18 protein-coding genes are annotated in these 14773 nt (G+C 71.3%); 7 read left to right on the top strand and 11 right to left on the bottom strand.

All coding sequences use genetic code 11. The annotated features are described in order from the left end of the window. Position 1: 1 nt before the first annotated feature. Positions 2-637 carry an NAD(P)-dependent oxidoreductase gene (locus tag FXF51_RS52620; protein ID WP_148442391.1) on the bottom strand — a complete coding sequence of 212 codons (636 nt, stop codon included), beginning with the start codon at positions 635-637 and terminating at the stop codon, positions 2-4. An 87-nt stretch (positions 638-724) separates the two neighbouring features. Between FXF51_RS52620 and FXF51_RS52625 the strand changes: the two genes are divergently transcribed. Beyond that, a complete protein-coding gene (locus tag FXF51_RS52625; protein WP_148442392.1) occupies positions 725-1321 on the top strand; it encodes a TetR/AcrR family transcriptional regulator in 597 nt (198 codons plus the stop codon). Here the strand turns inward: FXF51_RS52625 and FXF51_RS52630 are convergent. From FXF51_RS52630 to FXF51_RS52645, 4 genes are all read right to left on the bottom strand, one after another. Next, positions 1308-2225: a cytochrome d ubiquinol oxidase subunit II gene (locus FXF51_RS52630; RefSeq protein WP_148442393.1), complete on the bottom strand. Its 918-nt coding sequence runs from the start codon at positions 2223-2225 to the stop codon at positions 1308-1310. The two genes, FXF51_RS52625 and FXF51_RS52630, sit on opposite strands and share 14 nt — an antisense overlap. Continuing rightward, positions 2225-3463 carry a cytochrome ubiquinol oxidase subunit I gene (locus FXF51_RS52635; protein ID WP_148442394.1) on the bottom strand — a complete coding sequence of 413 codons (1239 nt, stop codon included), beginning with the start codon at positions 3461-3463 and terminating at the stop codon, positions 2225-2227. Before FXF51_RS52635 ends, FXF51_RS52630 begins: the two co-directional genes overlap by 1 nt. A 3-nt stretch (positions 3464-3466) precedes the next feature. Then, positions 3467-3661: a hypothetical protein gene (locus tag FXF51_RS52640; protein ID WP_148442395.1), complete on the bottom strand. Its 195-nt coding sequence runs from the start codon at positions 3659-3661 to the stop codon at positions 3467-3469. A gap of 65 nt (positions 3662-3726) precedes the next feature. Beyond that, a complete protein-coding gene (locus FXF51_RS52645; protein ID WP_148442396.1) occupies positions 3727-4179 on the bottom strand; it encodes an Lrp/AsnC family transcriptional regulator in 453 nt (150 codons plus the stop codon). A 63-nt stretch (positions 4180-4242) separates the two neighbouring features. Between FXF51_RS52645 and FXF51_RS52650 the strand changes: the two genes are divergently transcribed. Together FXF51_RS52650 and FXF51_RS52655 are read left to right on the top strand one after the other, a co-directional pair. After that, on the top strand, positions 4243-4929 hold the full coding sequence (locus FXF51_RS52650; protein WP_148442397.1) for an AzlC family ABC transporter permease: 687 nt from the start codon (positions 4243-4245) through the stop codon (positions 4927-4929). 7 nt (positions 4930-4936) lie between these two features. Beyond that, complete coding sequence (locus FXF51_RS52655; protein ID WP_148442398.1) at positions 4937-5269, top strand: branched-chain amino acid transporter permease; 333 nt, start codon at positions 4937-4939, stop codon at positions 5267-5269. A gap of 7 nt (positions 5270-5276) precedes the next feature. On the opposite strand, the gene FXF51_RS52660 is transcribed toward FXF51_RS52655, so the two are convergent. Continuing rightward, entirely contained in the window at positions 5277-6302 is a 1026-nt protein-coding gene (locus FXF51_RS52660) for a protein kinase family protein (protein ID WP_148442399.1), read from the bottom strand. An 82-nt stretch (positions 6303-6384) separates the two neighbouring features. Here FXF51_RS52660 and FXF51_RS52665 point away from each other — a divergent pair, with 82 nt between their 5' ends. Beyond that, on the top strand, positions 6385-6816 hold the full coding sequence (locus FXF51_RS52665; RefSeq protein WP_148442400.1) for a Fur family transcriptional regulator: 432 nt from the start codon (positions 6385-6387) through the stop codon (positions 6814-6816). Between the two features lie 34 nt (positions 6817-6850). Beyond that, positions 6851-9085 (top strand): catalase/peroxidase HPI, encoded by a 2235-nt coding sequence (katG, locus tag FXF51_RS52670; RefSeq protein ID WP_148442401.1) that lies wholly within the window; start codon positions 6851-6853, stop codon positions 9083-9085. 50 nt (positions 9086-9135) lie between these two features. Here katG and FXF51_RS61445 read toward each other — a convergent pair whose 3' ends face one another. Continuing rightward, the gene (locus FXF51_RS61445) at positions 9136-9282 is read right to left on the bottom strand and encodes a hypothetical protein (RefSeq protein ID WP_187415047.1); all 147 of its coding nucleotides are present in this window, start codon (positions 9280-9282) and stop codon (positions 9136-9138) included. A 90-nt stretch (positions 9283-9372) separates the two neighbouring features. Beyond that, on the bottom strand, positions 9373-10038 hold the full coding sequence (locus FXF51_RS52675; RefSeq protein WP_187415048.1) for a response regulator transcription factor: 666 nt from the start codon (positions 10036-10038) through the stop codon (positions 9373-9375). 67 nt (positions 10039-10105) lie between these two features. Between FXF51_RS52675 and FXF51_RS52680 the strand changes: the two genes are divergently transcribed. Next, positions 10106-10903 carry an aldo/keto reductase gene (locus FXF51_RS52680; protein ID WP_148442402.1) on the top strand — a complete coding sequence of 266 codons (798 nt, stop codon included), beginning with the start codon at positions 10106-10108 and terminating at the stop codon, positions 10901-10903. On the opposite strand, the gene FXF51_RS52685 is transcribed toward FXF51_RS52680, so the two are convergent. The 3 genes from FXF51_RS52685 to FXF51_RS52695 are packed head-to-tail and all read right to left on the bottom strand — an operon-like array spanning position 10887 to position 13916. Next, complete coding sequence (locus FXF51_RS52685; RefSeq protein ID WP_148442403.1) at positions 10887-12392, bottom strand: tripartite tricarboxylate transporter permease; 1506 nt, start codon at positions 12390-12392, stop codon at positions 10887-10889. The two genes, FXF51_RS52680 and FXF51_RS52685, sit on opposite strands and share 17 nt — an antisense overlap. Positions 12393-12415: 23 nt before the next feature. Continuing rightward, positions 12416-12877, bottom strand: a complete 462-nt coding sequence (locus FXF51_RS52690) for a tripartite tricarboxylate transporter TctB family protein (protein ID WP_148442404.1) — start codon at positions 12875-12877, stop codon at positions 12416-12418. Position 12878: 1 nt separating this feature from the next. After that, the gene (locus FXF51_RS52695) at positions 12879-13916 is read right to left on the bottom strand and encodes a tripartite tricarboxylate transporter substrate-binding protein (RefSeq protein WP_148442405.1); all 1038 of its coding nucleotides are present in this window, start codon (positions 13914-13916) and stop codon (positions 12879-12881) included. Between the two features lie 172 nt (positions 13917-14088). Between FXF51_RS52695 and FXF51_RS52700 the strand changes: the two genes are divergently transcribed. Continuing rightward, the gene (locus FXF51_RS52700) at positions 14089-14772 is read left to right on the top strand and encodes a response regulator transcription factor (RefSeq protein ID WP_148442406.1); all 684 of its coding nucleotides are present in this window, start codon (positions 14089-14091) and stop codon (positions 14770-14772) included. Position 14773: the final 1 nt, after the last annotated feature.

Genomic DNA, 14773 nt, shown 5'->3' on the forward strand with positions numbered 1-14773 from the left:
GTCAGTACCCCAGGGAGATGGTGTGGCCGGCGGTGGCCGGGTCGTCGAGGGCGGTGAGGACGGCGTGCGCGAGGTCGGCCCTGGCGATGGTGATGCCGCCGCGCACGTTCCGGTCGAGAGCGGTCCGGTACGGGCGGCGGGCCCCGTCCGTGAGGCGCGGCGGGCGCATGATCGTCCAGTCCAGCCCGCTGGCGCGGACGAGCTCCTCGGTACGGGCGAAGTCGGCGAAGCCCTCGCGCAGGAAGCGCCGCAGCAGCGGCTTGACCAGGGCCCGGTTGAGCAGGTCGTCGCCCTCGTCCACGACGTGACCGCTGGCGGTGACGACGATCAGGCGGCGGGCGCCGGTGGCGCGCATGGCGGCGATGATCGACTGCGCGCCCTGGGCGCACACCTGCCCGCCGCCCCGGCCGCGCGGGCCGAGCGCGGAGACGACGGCGTCCCTGCCGGTCACGCAGGCCTCGATGGCGCCGGGCCGCATGACGTCGGCGATCACCGGGTCGAGGCGAGAGTCGCCTGAGCGGGGGAGGCGGGCGGCGGGGTCGCGGACGACGGCGGTGACGTGGTGGCCGGCGTCGAGCGCCTGCTCCACGACGTGCCGCCCGGTGCCGCCCGTCGCGCCGAAGACGGTGATCTTCATCTAGACTCCTTGGTTGGTAAACGCTCACTAACCACGAGACGCAGGCTAGTGAGCGTTTACTCACCATGTCAACAGGAGAGGGCGAGCATGGGCACCAGAGACGTGATCCTCGACGCGGCGGCCACCGTCATGGCCGAACAGGGGCTGGCCAACGTGACCACGCGCCAGATCGCGCGGGCCGCCGGCTTCACCGAGGCGGCCCTCTACAAGCACTTCCCCAGCAAGGCCGACCTGATGGTGGCCGTCATGCGCGAACGATCACCCGGCTTCGCCCCGCTCGCCGACGCGCTGCGCGGCGGGGACGGCCTGGTGGACAGTCTCACCGCCGTGGCCAGGGCGGCCATCGACCTCTACCGCGGCGGCTTCCCCATGTTCGCCGCGATGTTCGCCGACCCCGCCACCCTGACCGCCCACAAGCGGGAGCTGGAGGAGCAGGGGGCCGGGCCGCACAAGGCGAACGAGGCGCTGGCCGCCTACCTGCGCGCCGAGCAGGCCGCCGGACGGGTGCGGGCCGGGGCGGACGTGCGGGCCGCCGCGGGGCTGCTGCTCGGGGCCTGCTTCCAGTACGCGTTCCTCGGGCACATGTCGCAGGCCGGTTACGCGGACGACGAGGAGGCGGCGGCCGCGTTCGTCCGCACGCTGCTCGAAACCCTCACCCCCGCGCCTGACGTCAGAAGAACGTGACCGAGCGGTCGCTCAGCCGGTGGCGGTGCACCCACCACAGCACCGCCTGGGCGGCGAGCAGGAACGGCAGGATCGGCAGCGCCATCGTCGTGAACCGATCGATGGTGCTCTCCCCCGCTGCCCCGTCGAGCAGCCGCCCCGCCATCAGGGCTCCGGCGGCCAGCGGCAGGCAGGCCGACGCGACGGCCGTACCGGCGAAGGCCACCCCGTCATGGCCGCGCCGCAAGGCCCACCACGCCGCGGCGACAGCGAGCGGAGCCGCGAAAGCGGGGACGAGGGCGAGGGGCGCGAGGCCGGTCGCCGAGGCGAGCGGGGCAGCGGCGGCGAGCACGACCAGGAGCGCCAGCACGGCGGGCGCCAGCCTGCGGCCCGTGCGCCTGGCGCGCTCGCGCAGCTCCCCCGTCGTCCGCAACGCCAGGAACGCGGCGCCGTGCAGGCCGAAGACCGCGACCGTGGTGAGCGCGCTGAGCACCGCGTACGGGCTCAGCACACTCTGCACGGCGCCACCCACGAAGAGCCCGGCGCCCACGGCGAAGAGCACGCTCCCGCCCGCCTGCGCCGTCTCCCACCCCTGCCGCCACCCCGGCTCGGGCCTGCGCGCGCGAAACCACATGCCGAGATCGCGCACGATCCACCCGGCCACCATCAGGACGATCACCGGGTACAGCGCGGTGAACAGCCCGGCCTCGGCGTCGGGGAAGGTCACCGCCAGCACGCCCGCGAAGGCGATCAGCCACACCTCGTTCGCCAGGAAGAACGGCCCGACGGCCGCGACCACCTGCCGCCGCGAGCGGACGTCGCCGCACAGCACGACCAGGAACATGCCGGCGCCGAGGGCGAACCCGTCGAGCGCGTACCAGCCGGCCAGCAGCAGCCCGACGACGGTCAGCCAGACGAGCTCCATCAGCGCCTCCCGGCGGGTTCTGCGTCGCCCAGGACGGCTCCGAGCACGAGGGACCGCGGCCCCTTCCTGACGATCCCGGCGATGAGCAGGTAGCCGACGACCACCAGCGCCGCGTACAGGGTCGTGAAGATCACTAATGAGGCCAGCATGCTCGTGGCGCCGACGTCCGAGACGGCCTCGCTCGTGGGCAGCACGTCGTAGATCACCCAGGGCTGCCGCCCGATCTCGCGGACGATCCAGCCGAGTATGACGGTCAGGAACGGCAGCGGGATCGTCCAGACCCCGACGCCGAGCAGGAAGCGCCGCCGCTCGATGCGGCCTCCGCCGAGCAGCACCAGCGGGACGAGCGCGAACAGCACGTACAGGTAGGCGACCGACAACATCACGGTCAGCGCGATGGGCGCCCACGCGGGGGCCAGGTAGTCGCCCGGGCCGTGCTCGGCGGCCATCCGCTCCGCGACGCGCAAGGCCTCGGCGCCGCCCGCGAGCTTGGTCGGCTGGTTGCGCACCACCCACAGCACGGACGCCTCGCCGAAGCCGATGGTGAGGAAGGTGGCGGCGTACCCGACGGTGAGGCCGAGCCGCAGCGACAGGCGGAAGAAGGCGACCTCGTTCGTGCCGCGGCGGAAGTACCAGGCGCTCACCCCGGCCATGAGGAAGCCGGCGACCATGAGGGCGGCGGGCAGGATGTGCCCGACGGCGAGGAGCGCGGCGGGGTTGGCGAACACGGCGCCCGCGTCGATCACGCGCAGCGCGTCGCCGGCCCGTTCGTAGCCGACCGGGTTCTGCAGGAAGCCGTTCGCGACCACGATGAGGTACGCCGAGCCGAGCGCCGCGAGCGTCACGACGTAGAAGGTCAGCAGGTGCGCCACCTTCGGCAGCCGGCCCCAGCCGAAGATCCACAGCCCGAGGAACGTCGACTCGACGAAGAAGGCGTAGAGCGTCTCCAGCGCCATGGGCGCCCCGAACAGCTCACCGGCGAAGTGCGTCAGCCCGCTCCAGTTGAGCGCGAACTGGAACTCCAGCAGCAGGCCGGAGACGATGCCCAGGCCGTAGTTGACGACGTAGACCTGCCCCCAGAACTTCGTCAGCCGCTCGTGCAGCGGGTTGCCCCGGACGACCCAGAGCGTCTGCAGGAACGCGATCAGCGGCGCGAGGCCGAGCGTGAGCGCGACGAAGAGGAAGTGCAGGCTCGTGGTGATCCCGAACTGGAGCCGGGCCAGGTCGAGCGCGTCCATGGCTCAGCGCCCGGACCGCCGGAACACGCCGAACTCGACCAGCAGCCCGAGGGCCGCGCCTCCGGCGAAGGCGATGAGCTCGTCCACGCCGAGGCCCGTGTCGCGGGTCATCAGCAGGGTGACCAGCACGTTCCCGACGACGATCCCGGCGATGACGAGGACGGCGAGCCGCACCGCCCGCCCTGTCTGTTCACGCATCCGAAGGGCTCCTCCAATGTAGCCAGCCTACATGTAGACAGCCTACGCGTTGAGGGAGCCGGCCGCTAATCCTTGATGCGCTTCATCGTCAGATGGGAGTCGACGCGGGAGACCGCGGGCAGCGGCAGGATCTCCTTGCTGAGGAACTTCTCGTAGGCGAACTGGTCGGCGACCGCCACCCGCATGTAGTAGTCGGGCCGCCCGAACATCCGCCGGAACTCCAGCACCTCCTCCAGCGCCGCCACCCGCGACTCGAAGTCCTCCACCGTCTGCAGGTCGTTGACCGCGATCTCCACCGACACGACCACCTCAAGGGAGCGCCCCAGCGCCTCGGGCGAGATCTGCGCCCGGTACCCGGCGATCACCCCGGCCTCCTCCAGGCGCTTGACCCGGCGCAGGCAGGGCGGCGGCGTCAGGCCCACCCGGCGGGCCAGCTCCACGTTCGACATCCGGCCGTCCTGGGCCAGTTGGAACAAAATTTCTCGATCGACCTGATCCAGGATAATAGAATTACTCATATGCCCGATTTCCCCTAACGCGTGAAACCATATTATGCGGCATAAGCAGTAAAATTACGTTTCATGCGTGACTTCCGGGCGGCTGCCGCCGACACGGCTTCGGTGGGGCTGAGCCTGTTCCCCCTCGGCGTCAGCTTCGGCGTGCTGGTGGCGCACGCCGGGCTCGACTGGTGGTGGGCGACGGTGTTCACCGCCGTGATCTACGCGGGTTCGCTGGAGTTCCTGCTGCTGGGGCTGGTCGCCGCCGTGACGCCGCTCGGGCAGGTCGCGGTGACGGCGCTGCTGGTGAACCTGCGGCACGTCTTCTACTCCCTGTCCTTCCCGCTGCGGCAGGTCCGGCCGCTCGGCCGCCTCTACGCCACCTTCGCGCTCACCGACGAGGCGTACGCGCTGACCGCCGGCGGGCGCGCCCGGGGCTGGAGCGGCGCGCGCATCCTGTGGATGCAGGCGCTGTGCCAGGCCTACTGGGTCGGCGGCGCCACCGCGGGGGCGCTGGCGGGCGCGCTGGTCCCGGTCACCCTGCACGGGCTGGAGTTCGCACTGACCGCCCTGTTCGTGGTGCTGACGATCGACGCCTGGCGCGACCACCGCGACCTGCCGACACCGCTGCTGGCCGCGGCGAGCTTCGCCGCCGCCGCGCTGCTGGCCCCCGCGCAGCTCCTGCCGGTCGCGATGGGCCTGTTCACGGCGAGCCTCCTCATCCGGTACGCGCTGAGCCACCGGCTCGTGCCCGAGCCCCTGGAGAGGTAGCACCCCGTTGCCCACCCCGCTCTACCTGGCCGCCGTCGTCGCCGTCAGCACCGCGATCACGTGGGGCCTGCGGGCCCTGCCCTTCGCCGTGCTGGGCCCGCTGCGCCGCTCGTCCGTCCTGCGGTTCCTGGCCGTGCAGATGCCCACCGGCATCATGCTGATCCTGGCCCTCTACACCCTGCGCGACCTGCGCCCCACGCCGTGGACGGCCCTGGCACCCACCGTCCTGGCCCTGGCGGTCGCGGTCGGCCTGCACCTGAAGACCCGCAACGCGGTGATCAGCGTCCTGGGCGCGACCACCGTGCACGTGGTGCTGTCGACGCTGTGGCAGGCCGGTTGACCCGCCGTCACGCGCGGTCGAGCGTGGCGCGCGGGTAGGGCGTCTTCTTGCTCGTGCTCACCAGCCGCTCGAAGAAGTCGTCGAAGACGAGAGCCGTCGCGGCGTGCCGGTCGAGCACCCCGGCGACGCCGGCGGGCAGGTGCTCGCGCGGCACGCCGCCCGCCGTCCAGTCACGCAGGAACGCGGCGTGCTCCGCCGGCCCCCGCATGCCACCGGGCAGGTGATGGCGCAGAAGGTGGCTGGTGGTGTAGTGCCGGTCGTAGGAGAGGTGATCGGCCAGGAAGCGGGACTCCTCGCCGGACAGCGTGAACCGCCTGCTCAGGGCCAGGCCCAGATCGGCGAAGTAGACCTCGCCGCCGTCGGTGAGCAGGTTCATGAAATGGGCGTCGAAGTGCACGAACCCCTGTGAGCTGAGGAAGCCGGTGCCGCGGGCGAGCGCCTGTTCGAGCCACGGGTACGGCGCGACGGCCCGGTGCTCCGCCAGCCAGGCGGCCAGCGTCCCCGGCAGGTGCTCCAGGAACAGGACCAGGCTGAGCGACGAGCCGGCGATCGCCTCCAGCCGCCCGCGGACGGCCTCCGACCCCTCCCAGTGGGCCACCGCCCCGGCGATGCCGCCGAACTCGTCGGCGAACCCCTCCGGAGGCACGTCGGGGATCACCCGCCAGTGGTGCAGCAGCGGAAACCCGGGATACGCGCCGGTCAGCACCCAATTGGTCGTCATGACGTGCGCCGCCAGCTCCCGCCACGCGCCGAACCCGGCCGAGCCGACCCCGTACTGGTAGAACATCGGCAGGCCGAAGACGTTGGCCGTCGAGCGCACATGCTCGGGACGCACCTCCAGGTCGGTGAGGGGAACCCGCTTGACGAACACGCGGACGCCCGCCACCTCCAGCTCCGCCGACCGCCCGCCGATGCCCGCCCCTCTCGGCTCGGCCCCGGCCACCAGCCCGGCCAGCTCCCGGTCGCTCAGCATGGCCAGGCGGGTGGACACGGCGTCGTAGGACGCCAGGCGGACCCGGTCTGGATGCGGCATGGATAAAGCCTGACACAACTACCAAACTGGGGCTTTTCATTATCTTGTATGGCTCGTGTTTATGGCTGTAGGTTGTGGCGCCATGACCGCACCCAGGACTCCGACACCCGCCGAGGAGCTGCGCGGCGCCGGTCTGCGGGTGACCGCCGCCCGCGTCGCGCTGCTCGACACCGTCCGGCACGGCGACCACCTCGACGTCGAGGCGATCGCCACCGGGGTACGCGATCGCGTGGGTCATGTCTCCCTGCAAGCCGTGTACGAAGCCCTCCACGCCCTCGCCGCCGCGGGCCTCGTACGCCGGATCGAGCCGGCGGGCAGCCCGGCCCGATACGAAGGACGGGTGGGCGACAACCACCACCACATCGTGTGCCGGTCGTGCGGCGCGGTCGCCGACGTCGACTGCGCGGTCGGTCATGCCCCATGTCTGCACGCCGCTGACGACCACGGCTTCACCATCGACGAGGCCGAGGTCATCTACTGGGGCCGATGCCCCGCCTGCTCCGCCACTTCGTGAGCGGCCGAACTCAAGTCCTGGAAGGACTCCCCCCATGACCGAGAACCATGACGCGATCGTCACAGACCCCAAGGCAGCGGGCGAAGGCGCCGGCTGCCCGGTCGCGCACACGCGCGCCGCGCACCCCACCCAGGGTGGCGGCAACCGTCAGTGGTGGCCGGAGCGGCTCAACCTGAGGATCCTCGCCAAGAACCCCGCCGTGGCCCGCCCCTACGGCGACGACTTCGACTACCGCGAGGCGTTCCTCGGCCTCGACCTCCCGGCCGTCAAGCGAGACATCGCCGAGGTCCTGACCACCTCCCAGGACTGGTGGCCGGCCGACTTCGGGCACTACGGGCCGCTCATCATCCGGATGGCCTGGCACAGCGCGGGCACGTACCGGATCAGCGACGGCCGCGGCGGCGCAGGCGCCGGGCAGCAGCGCTTCGCGCCGCTCAACAGCTGGCCCGACAACGCCAACCTGGACAAGGCCCGTCGCTTGCTGTGGCCGGTCAAGAAGAAGTACGGCCGCAACCTGTCCTGGGCCGACCTCATGATCCTCGCCGGGAACGTGGCGCTGGAGACGATGGGCTTCGAGACGTTCGGGTTCGCGGGCGGCCGCGAGGACGTCTGGGAGGCCGAGGAGGACGTCTACTGGGGCCCCGAGACCACGTGGCTCGGCGACGAGCGCTACACCGGCGACCGCGAGCTGGAGAACCCGCTGGGCGCCGTCCAGATGGGCCTCATCTACGTCAATCCGGAGGGCCCGAACGGCAACCCCGACCCGCTCGCCGCCGCCAGGGACATCCGCGAGACGTTCCGCCGGATGGCCATGAACGACGAGGAGACCGTCGCCCTCATCGCGGGCGGCCACACCTTCGGCAAGACCCACGGCGCGGGCGCGGCCGACCACGTCGGCGCCGACCCCGAGGCCGCCACGCTGGAGGAGCAGGGCCTCGGCTGGCGCAGCACCTTCGGCACCGGCAAGGGCGGCGACGCCATCACCAGCGGGCTTGAGGGCATCTGGACCAACACCCCGATCACCTGGGACAACAGCTTCTTCGAGATCCTCTACGGGTACGAGTGGGAGCTGTTCCAGAGCCCCGCGGGCGCCAACCAGTGGCGGCCGAAGAACGGCGCCGGCGAGGGCACCGTCCCCGACGCCCACGACCCGGCCAAGCGGCACGCGCCGACGATGCTCACCACCGACCTCTCGCTGCGCGTCGACCCGATCTACGACCAGATCTCTCGCCGCTTCCGCGACGACCCCCAGGCGTTCGCGGACGCCTTCGCCAAGGCCTGGTACAAGCTGACGCACCGCGACATGGGCCCCATCGTGCGCTACCTCGGCCCCGAGGTGCCCGCCGAGACGCTGATCTGGCAGGACCCGCTGCCCGCGCGCACGTACGAGCTCATCGACGCCGGCGACGTCGCCACCCTCAAGAGCCAGATCCTGGCCTCCGGCCTGTCGGTGTCGCAGCTCGTCTCCGCCGCGTGGGCGTCCGCCTCGTCCTACCGCGACAGCGACAAGCGCGGCGGCGCCAACGGCGCCCGCGTCCGCCTGCAGCCGCAGATCGGCTGGGAGGTCAACGACCCCGACCGCCTCGCCACCACGCTCGGCGCCCTCGAAGGCATCCAGAAGGCCTTCAACGGCGCCGCCCAGGCCGGCAAGCAGGTCTCGCTCGCCGACCTGATCGTGCTCGCCGGCGGCGTCGCCGTGGAGAAGGCGGCCCTGGCCGCCGGCTTCGAGGTCGAGGTGCCGTTCACGCCGGGCCGCGTGGACGCCGCGCAGGACCAGACGGACGTCGAGTCGTTCGCCGCGCTGGAGCCCACCGCCGACGGCTTCCGCAACCACCTCGGCAAGGGCAACCGCCTGCCGGCCGAGTTCCTGCTGCTCGACAAGGCGAACCTGCTGAACCTGTCCGCGCCCGAGCTGACCGTCCTCGTCGGCGGCCTGCGCGTGCTCGGCGCGAACCACCAGCAGACCCAGCTCGGCGTCCTCACCACCACCCCGGGGACGCTGACCAACGACTTCTTCGTCAACCTGCTCGACCTGGGCACCACCTGGACGGCCACGTCGCAGGACCAGACCACGTTCGAGGGGCGCGACGCCCACACCGGCGCGGTCAAGTGGACCGGCACGCGGGCTGACCTGGTGTTCGGCTCCAACTCGGAGCTGCGGGCGCTGGCCGAGGTGTACGCGAGCGACGACGCGAAGGAGAAGTTCGTGCGGGACTTCGTCGCGGCCTGGGCCAAGGTCATGAACTCCGACCGGTTCGACCTGGTCTGATCCCCGTTCCTCCCGGCCGGCCCTCGCCGAGGACCGGCCGGGTCACGAGCTCAGTTGGACCAGATGTAACCGTTGGTGGAGACCGTGCCTCCGCCCGACGAAACCGGATCGGCCTGAGCCGGGCTCGCCAGCACGAGACCCGCTCCGGCAATCGCCATCGCGACGACCACAACTGTTGCCCTGATCTTCGAAGTCACGAACGCCTCCGATCGTTGAAGCCGACTGATCCTGATCTTGCCTGATTCGTGTGATCTACGGCTTTGGATGATGTGACTTCGGGCTGATTTTTAGCGTGGCAGACCCAGTTCCCCCGCCCGCAACCCGGCCTGGAACCGGGAGTCGGCCTCCAGCTTGGCCATGAGTTCGGCCACGCGCCGCCGGTAGGTGCGCAACGAGATCCCGAGCCGCCTGGCCGCCGTCTCGTCGGTGAGCCCCGAGCCGAGAGCCTTGAGGATCATGCGCCCGTCGGCGTCGAGCTGAGGAACGTCGCCGTGCAGGTAGGCGGTGAGATCGGGGGAGTTGTCCCAGATCGCTTCGAGCAGCGACGCCACGCCGTCGATCAGGGTCTGCGACGTCGTCACGGTGTACTCGCGCCCGCCGGGGCTCTCGCGTCCGGCGAGGATCATCACCCGCCCGTCGATGAGGATGGTCTCGTGCGGCAGCGGCGCGGCGCTGATCCGGACGCCCGCGCCCCTGTCCCGCACCAGCCGCAGATGCGCGCGAGCCTCCTCGTCGGCGAGCGCCACCGGGCTGAGCAGCTTGCGGGCGGTGAGGCCCGGGGAGCCGACGGCGCGCATCCGGCTGACCATCGCCGCTCTGAGCTCCGGCTGCGACCAGGTCCTGAGGTCTCTGGCGGCGCACAGGAACGTGGTGCGGGCGGACGCGAAGAGATGACCGGCACGGGCGGCCAGTTCCGCGTCGCCCCGGACGGAGAACACCTGTTCATTCCGCACCCCACCAGTCTGGCACCAACCTGCCAGTCGCTCGCCGGGCGAGGGGGCGGCGGACAGCATGGCACGCATGACGAACACTTTCTCCCTGGGCGGGGAGCTGACGGTGAACCGGCTCGGGTTCGGTGCGATGCGCCTGGCCATGGGGACGTTCGGCGGCCCGGCGCGAGCCCCGGAGACCGGCGTCGCCGTGTTGCGGCGGGCGCTGGAGCTGGGGGTGAATCACATCGACACGGCCGGCTTCTACGGCATGGGGCCGGTGCGGGCCAACGACCTGATCCGTACGGCCCTGGCCCCCTACCCCGCGGACCTGGTGATCGCCACCAAGGTCGGGCCGCTGCGCGGGGCGGACGGGAGGCCGAGCGAGCAGGCGACGGCCGACCAGCTGCGCGGGCTGGTCGAGGCGGACCTGCGTTCGCTCGGGCTGGACCGGCTCGACCTCGTCTACCTGCGGGTGGGCGGGATGGGCGGGCCGGGGGGCGAGTCGATCGGGGAACGGTTCGAGGTGCTGGCGGGGCTTCGGGAGGAGGGGCTGATCCGGCATCTGGGGGTCAGCAACGTGGACGCCGCCCAGCTCGCCGAGGCTCGGGCGGTCGCGCCCGTCGCGGCGGTGCAGAACCGGTACGGCGGTGATCTTGGGTTGCTGGAGGTGTGCGAAGGGGCTGGGATCGCTTACGTGCCGTACTTTCCGCTCGGTGGTGGGCGTGAACCTCTTGAGGCGGGCGGCACTCCGGCGCGGGTGCGGATCGCGTCGTTGCTGGCGACGTCGCCGGTGGTGCTGGCGATTCCGGGGACCGGGTCTCTGGAGCATCTGGAGGAGAACATGGCGGCGGGCGGTCGCAAGCGGTCGCTCACTCGTCCTCGGTGAACACCACCTCCCGCCGCTTGCGGATCGCCGGAAGGACGGTGACCACGAGCGCCGCCGCGGCCAGCAGCAGGAGGGCCGCGGAGATGGGCCGGGTCAGGAAGACGGTCGCGTCCCCACGGGAGATGATCAGCGCCCGCCGCATGTTCTCCTCCAGCAACGGCCCGAGCACGAACCCCAGCAGCAGCGGCGCGGGCTCACACCCACACTTGATCAGCACGTACCCGAGAACACCGAAGAAGACGATCGCGTAGACGTCGAAGCCGTTGAACGACAGCGAGTACGTCCCGATGGCCGCGAACAAGATGATCATCGGAAACAACACCTGGTACGGAATGTGCAACATCCGCACCCAGATCCCGATCAGCGGCAGGTTCAGCAGCACCAGCAGCACGTTCCCGATCCACATCGACGCGATCAGCCCCCAGAACAGCTCCGGCTCGTCGGTGAGGACGTTCGGTCCGGGGGTGATGCCGTGCACGATGAACGCGCCGACCATCAGCGCCATGACGGGGTGGGCGGGCAGGCCAAGGGTGAGGAGCGGGATGAACGACGTCTGGGCGGCGGCGTTGTTGGCGGACTCGGGGCCTGCGACGCCTTCGATGGCGCCGTGCCCGAACTCGTGCCGCCGCTTCGACAGGCGCTTCTCGACGGCGTAGGAGGTGAACGAGGCGAGCACGTGCCCGCCGCCGGGCAGGACGCCGAGGGCTGCGCCGAGGCCGGTGCCGCGCAGGATGGGGCCGACGATCCTGCGCCGGTCCTCGGAGGTGGGCCAGAGGTTCTTGACGCGGCTGATGATCGCGGTGCGGGTCTGCTCGTTCTCCAGGTTGCGCAGGATCTCGGCCACGCCGAACATGCCGACGGCGACCGACACGAAGTCGATGCCGCCGTACAGCTCGCGCTGCTCGAAGACGAATCTGGGGGTGCCGGTGTAGATGTCCTGGCCGACGGTGCCGAACAGGACGCCGAGCGCGATCATGGCGAGAGCCTTGAGCGGGGTTCCGCGGGCCAGGGCGATGGACACGATCAGGCCGAGCAGCACGAGCGAGAAGTACTCGGCGGCGCCGAACTGCAGCGCGACCCTGGCCAGGGGCGGCGCGGCGACGGCCAGGGCGACGGTGGCGATCGTGCCGGCGATGAAGGAGCCGATCGCGGCGGTGGCGAGCGCGGCGCCTGCGCGGCCTTGGCGGGCCATCTCGTGGCCGTCGAGGGCGGTGACCGCCGCGGACGACTCCCCCGGCAGGTTGATCAGGATGGCGGTGGTGGAGCCGCCGTACTGGGCGCCGTAGTAGATGCCCGCCAGCATGATCAACGCCGTCACCGGCTCGAAGCTGAACGTGATCGGCAGCAGCATGGCGACCGTGGCCGTCGGCCCGATGCCGGGCAGCACCCCGACGGCCGTGCCGAGCAGCACGCCCACGAAGCAGTAGAGGACGTTCTGGACGAGGAGGGCGGTCGAGAAGCCCAGCGCGAGGTTGTCGAGAAGTTCCATGCCCTCTCAATCCGGGTGCGGCGTCAGAACCCCAGCCACGGGCCCACCAGGGGGATCCGTAGCTGGAGTCCGACGACGAAGATGAGCGTGCCGGCCACGGTGAGCCCGGCCGCGACGGCCAGCGCCGTGAGCGGGCGGACGCGGGAGCTGGCCAGCGTCGTGAGCAGGGCGGTCACCGCCGAGGCCGGGACGAACCCGAGGCCGCGTACGGTGAACCCGAAGAAGATCAGCGCGGCCACGATGACGGCGACCGCCCGCCACGGGACGGGCCCGAACGCGACCACCTCACCGGCGACGAGCCCCTTGACGACGATCGCCAGCCCCAGCGCGGCCACGATCAAGCCCATCAGCAGGGGGAAGGCCCCGGGGCCCATCCGCAGCGGGGTGCCCAGCTCGTAGCCGAGCGACCCCGCCGCGAACGCGCCGCCGATCAGGACGAAGACGGCTCCGGCGAGGACGTCGGGGAAGGATCGGCGGTGCTTCACCTCAGGAGGCCTTGACCCCGGCGTCGGCGATCACCTTGCCCCAGGTGCCGATCTGTTCCTGGAGCTTGGCGGTGTGCGCCTCGGGGGTGGCGTCCTCGGCGGGGACGGGCGCGGTGCCCAGCTTGGCCATCTGGTCGATGACCTTCTGGTCGGCCAGCGCCGTCTTGAGCGCCTCGGTCAGCTTCGCCACGACGTCCGGCGGGGTGCCCTTGGGCACGTACAGGCCGTGCCAGACGCTGACCTGGAGCTGCGGCAGCCCGGCCTCGGTGGTGGTGGGCAGGTCGGGCAGGCTCTTGACCCGCTCCGGCGTGGTGACCGCGTACGCCTTGACCTCGCCGGCGGTGATCTGGCCGCTGGTGTTGGTCGTCTGGTCGCACATGAAGTCGACCTGGCCGCCGACGAGGTCGGTCAGCGCGGGCCCGGTGCCCTCGTACGGCACCTCCTGGAGCTTGACGCCGGCCGCGGTCTGGAACAGCAGGCCGCACAGGTGAGAGGCGGCGCCGATGCCGGCGTTGGCCAGGGTGACCTTGGCGGCGTTCGCCTTGACGTAGGTGACGAGCTCCTGGAGCGTCTTGGGCTGGAAGTCCTTGCGGGCGACGACGGTCATCGGCACCTCGGTGACGAGCCCGACCGTCAGGAAGTCCTCCAGCGGCTTGTAGCCGAGGTCCGCGTAGAGGGCGGGCGCGGTGGACATGCCGATGTGGTGCATGAGCACGGTGTAGCCGTCGGGGTCGGCCCGCGCGACCTCTCCCGCGCCGACGGTGCCGCCCGCGCCCTCGACGTTCTGGACGACGATCTTGCCGCCGAGCTTGGCGGCCATCGGCTCGGCGATCATGCGGGTGACGGTGTCGGTCGGGCCGCCCGCGCTGAACGGCACGACGAACGTGATGTTCTTGTCCGGGTAGGCGGAGCCGCCGCCCGTGGCGCCTCCGGTGGCGGTGGTGCCGCCACCGTTGCCCGAGCAGGCGGCGACGAGCGACGCGGCGCCAATCGCGGCGATCATCCGGGCGGCGGCCCGGTACGTGCTGGTCGTTCTCATAGGGCGACCTCCTCGTCAGCGCATGCCCGTGGTGAGTGCGCGCGGCCTCAGTCTCGGCCGGGAGGGACGCGGATGGTGTCAGAGAAATCCCAAGGAATGCGCTGGATGTCAGAAGAATCCCAAGAAGTGAAGGGCTAACACAAGCGCCGATCCCGCCGTACAATCCGCCGGTATGCGGATCACCATCATCGAGGATGACGACCGCGTGGCACGGGGTCTGGTGACCGTTCTGGTCCAGGCGGGCTTCGAGGTCCACCGCGTCGCCACCGCCGCGGAGGCGGTGCGCGCCGCCCCGTCCGATGTGGTCCTCGTCGATCTCGGCCTGCCCGACGGCGACGGCCTCGACGTGATCCGCAAGCTGCGCGACCGGCCGGAGACGGCCGTCATCGCCGTGACGGCGCGCTCGGAGGAGCACGAGCGGGTACGCGGCCTGCGCGCCGGCGCCGACGACTACATCGTCAAGCCGTTCGGCATCCCCGAGCTGCTGGCCAGGATCGACGCCGTGCTGCGGCGCACCCGCGTGGCCCGCTCGCTCAGCCATCCGGACGAGCCGCTCGTCCTCGGCCCGATGCGGATCGCCGTCGGCACCCGCGAGGTCACGGTCGAGAGCACGCCCGTGACGCTGACGCGCAAGGAGTTCGAGCTGCTCCTGCTGCTGGCCCGCCGCGCGCCGAACGTGGTCAGCCGCGACGTCATCCTCGACCAGATCTGGGGCGCGACCTGGGAGTCCTCCAGCCGCACCCTCGACACGCACATCGCGGCGCTGCGCAACAAGCTCGGGCCGTCCGTGCCCATCCGCACCATCCACGGGGTCGGCTATCGGCTCCAGGCCGGCCAGCCGGAGCTGATCGGCTGAC

It is taken from the genome of Nonomuraea sp. PA05 (genome assembly GCF_008086045.1).
GTDB classification, from domain to species: Bacteria; Actinomycetota; Actinomycetes; order Streptosporangiales; family Streptosporangiaceae; genus Nonomuraea; species Nonomuraea monospora.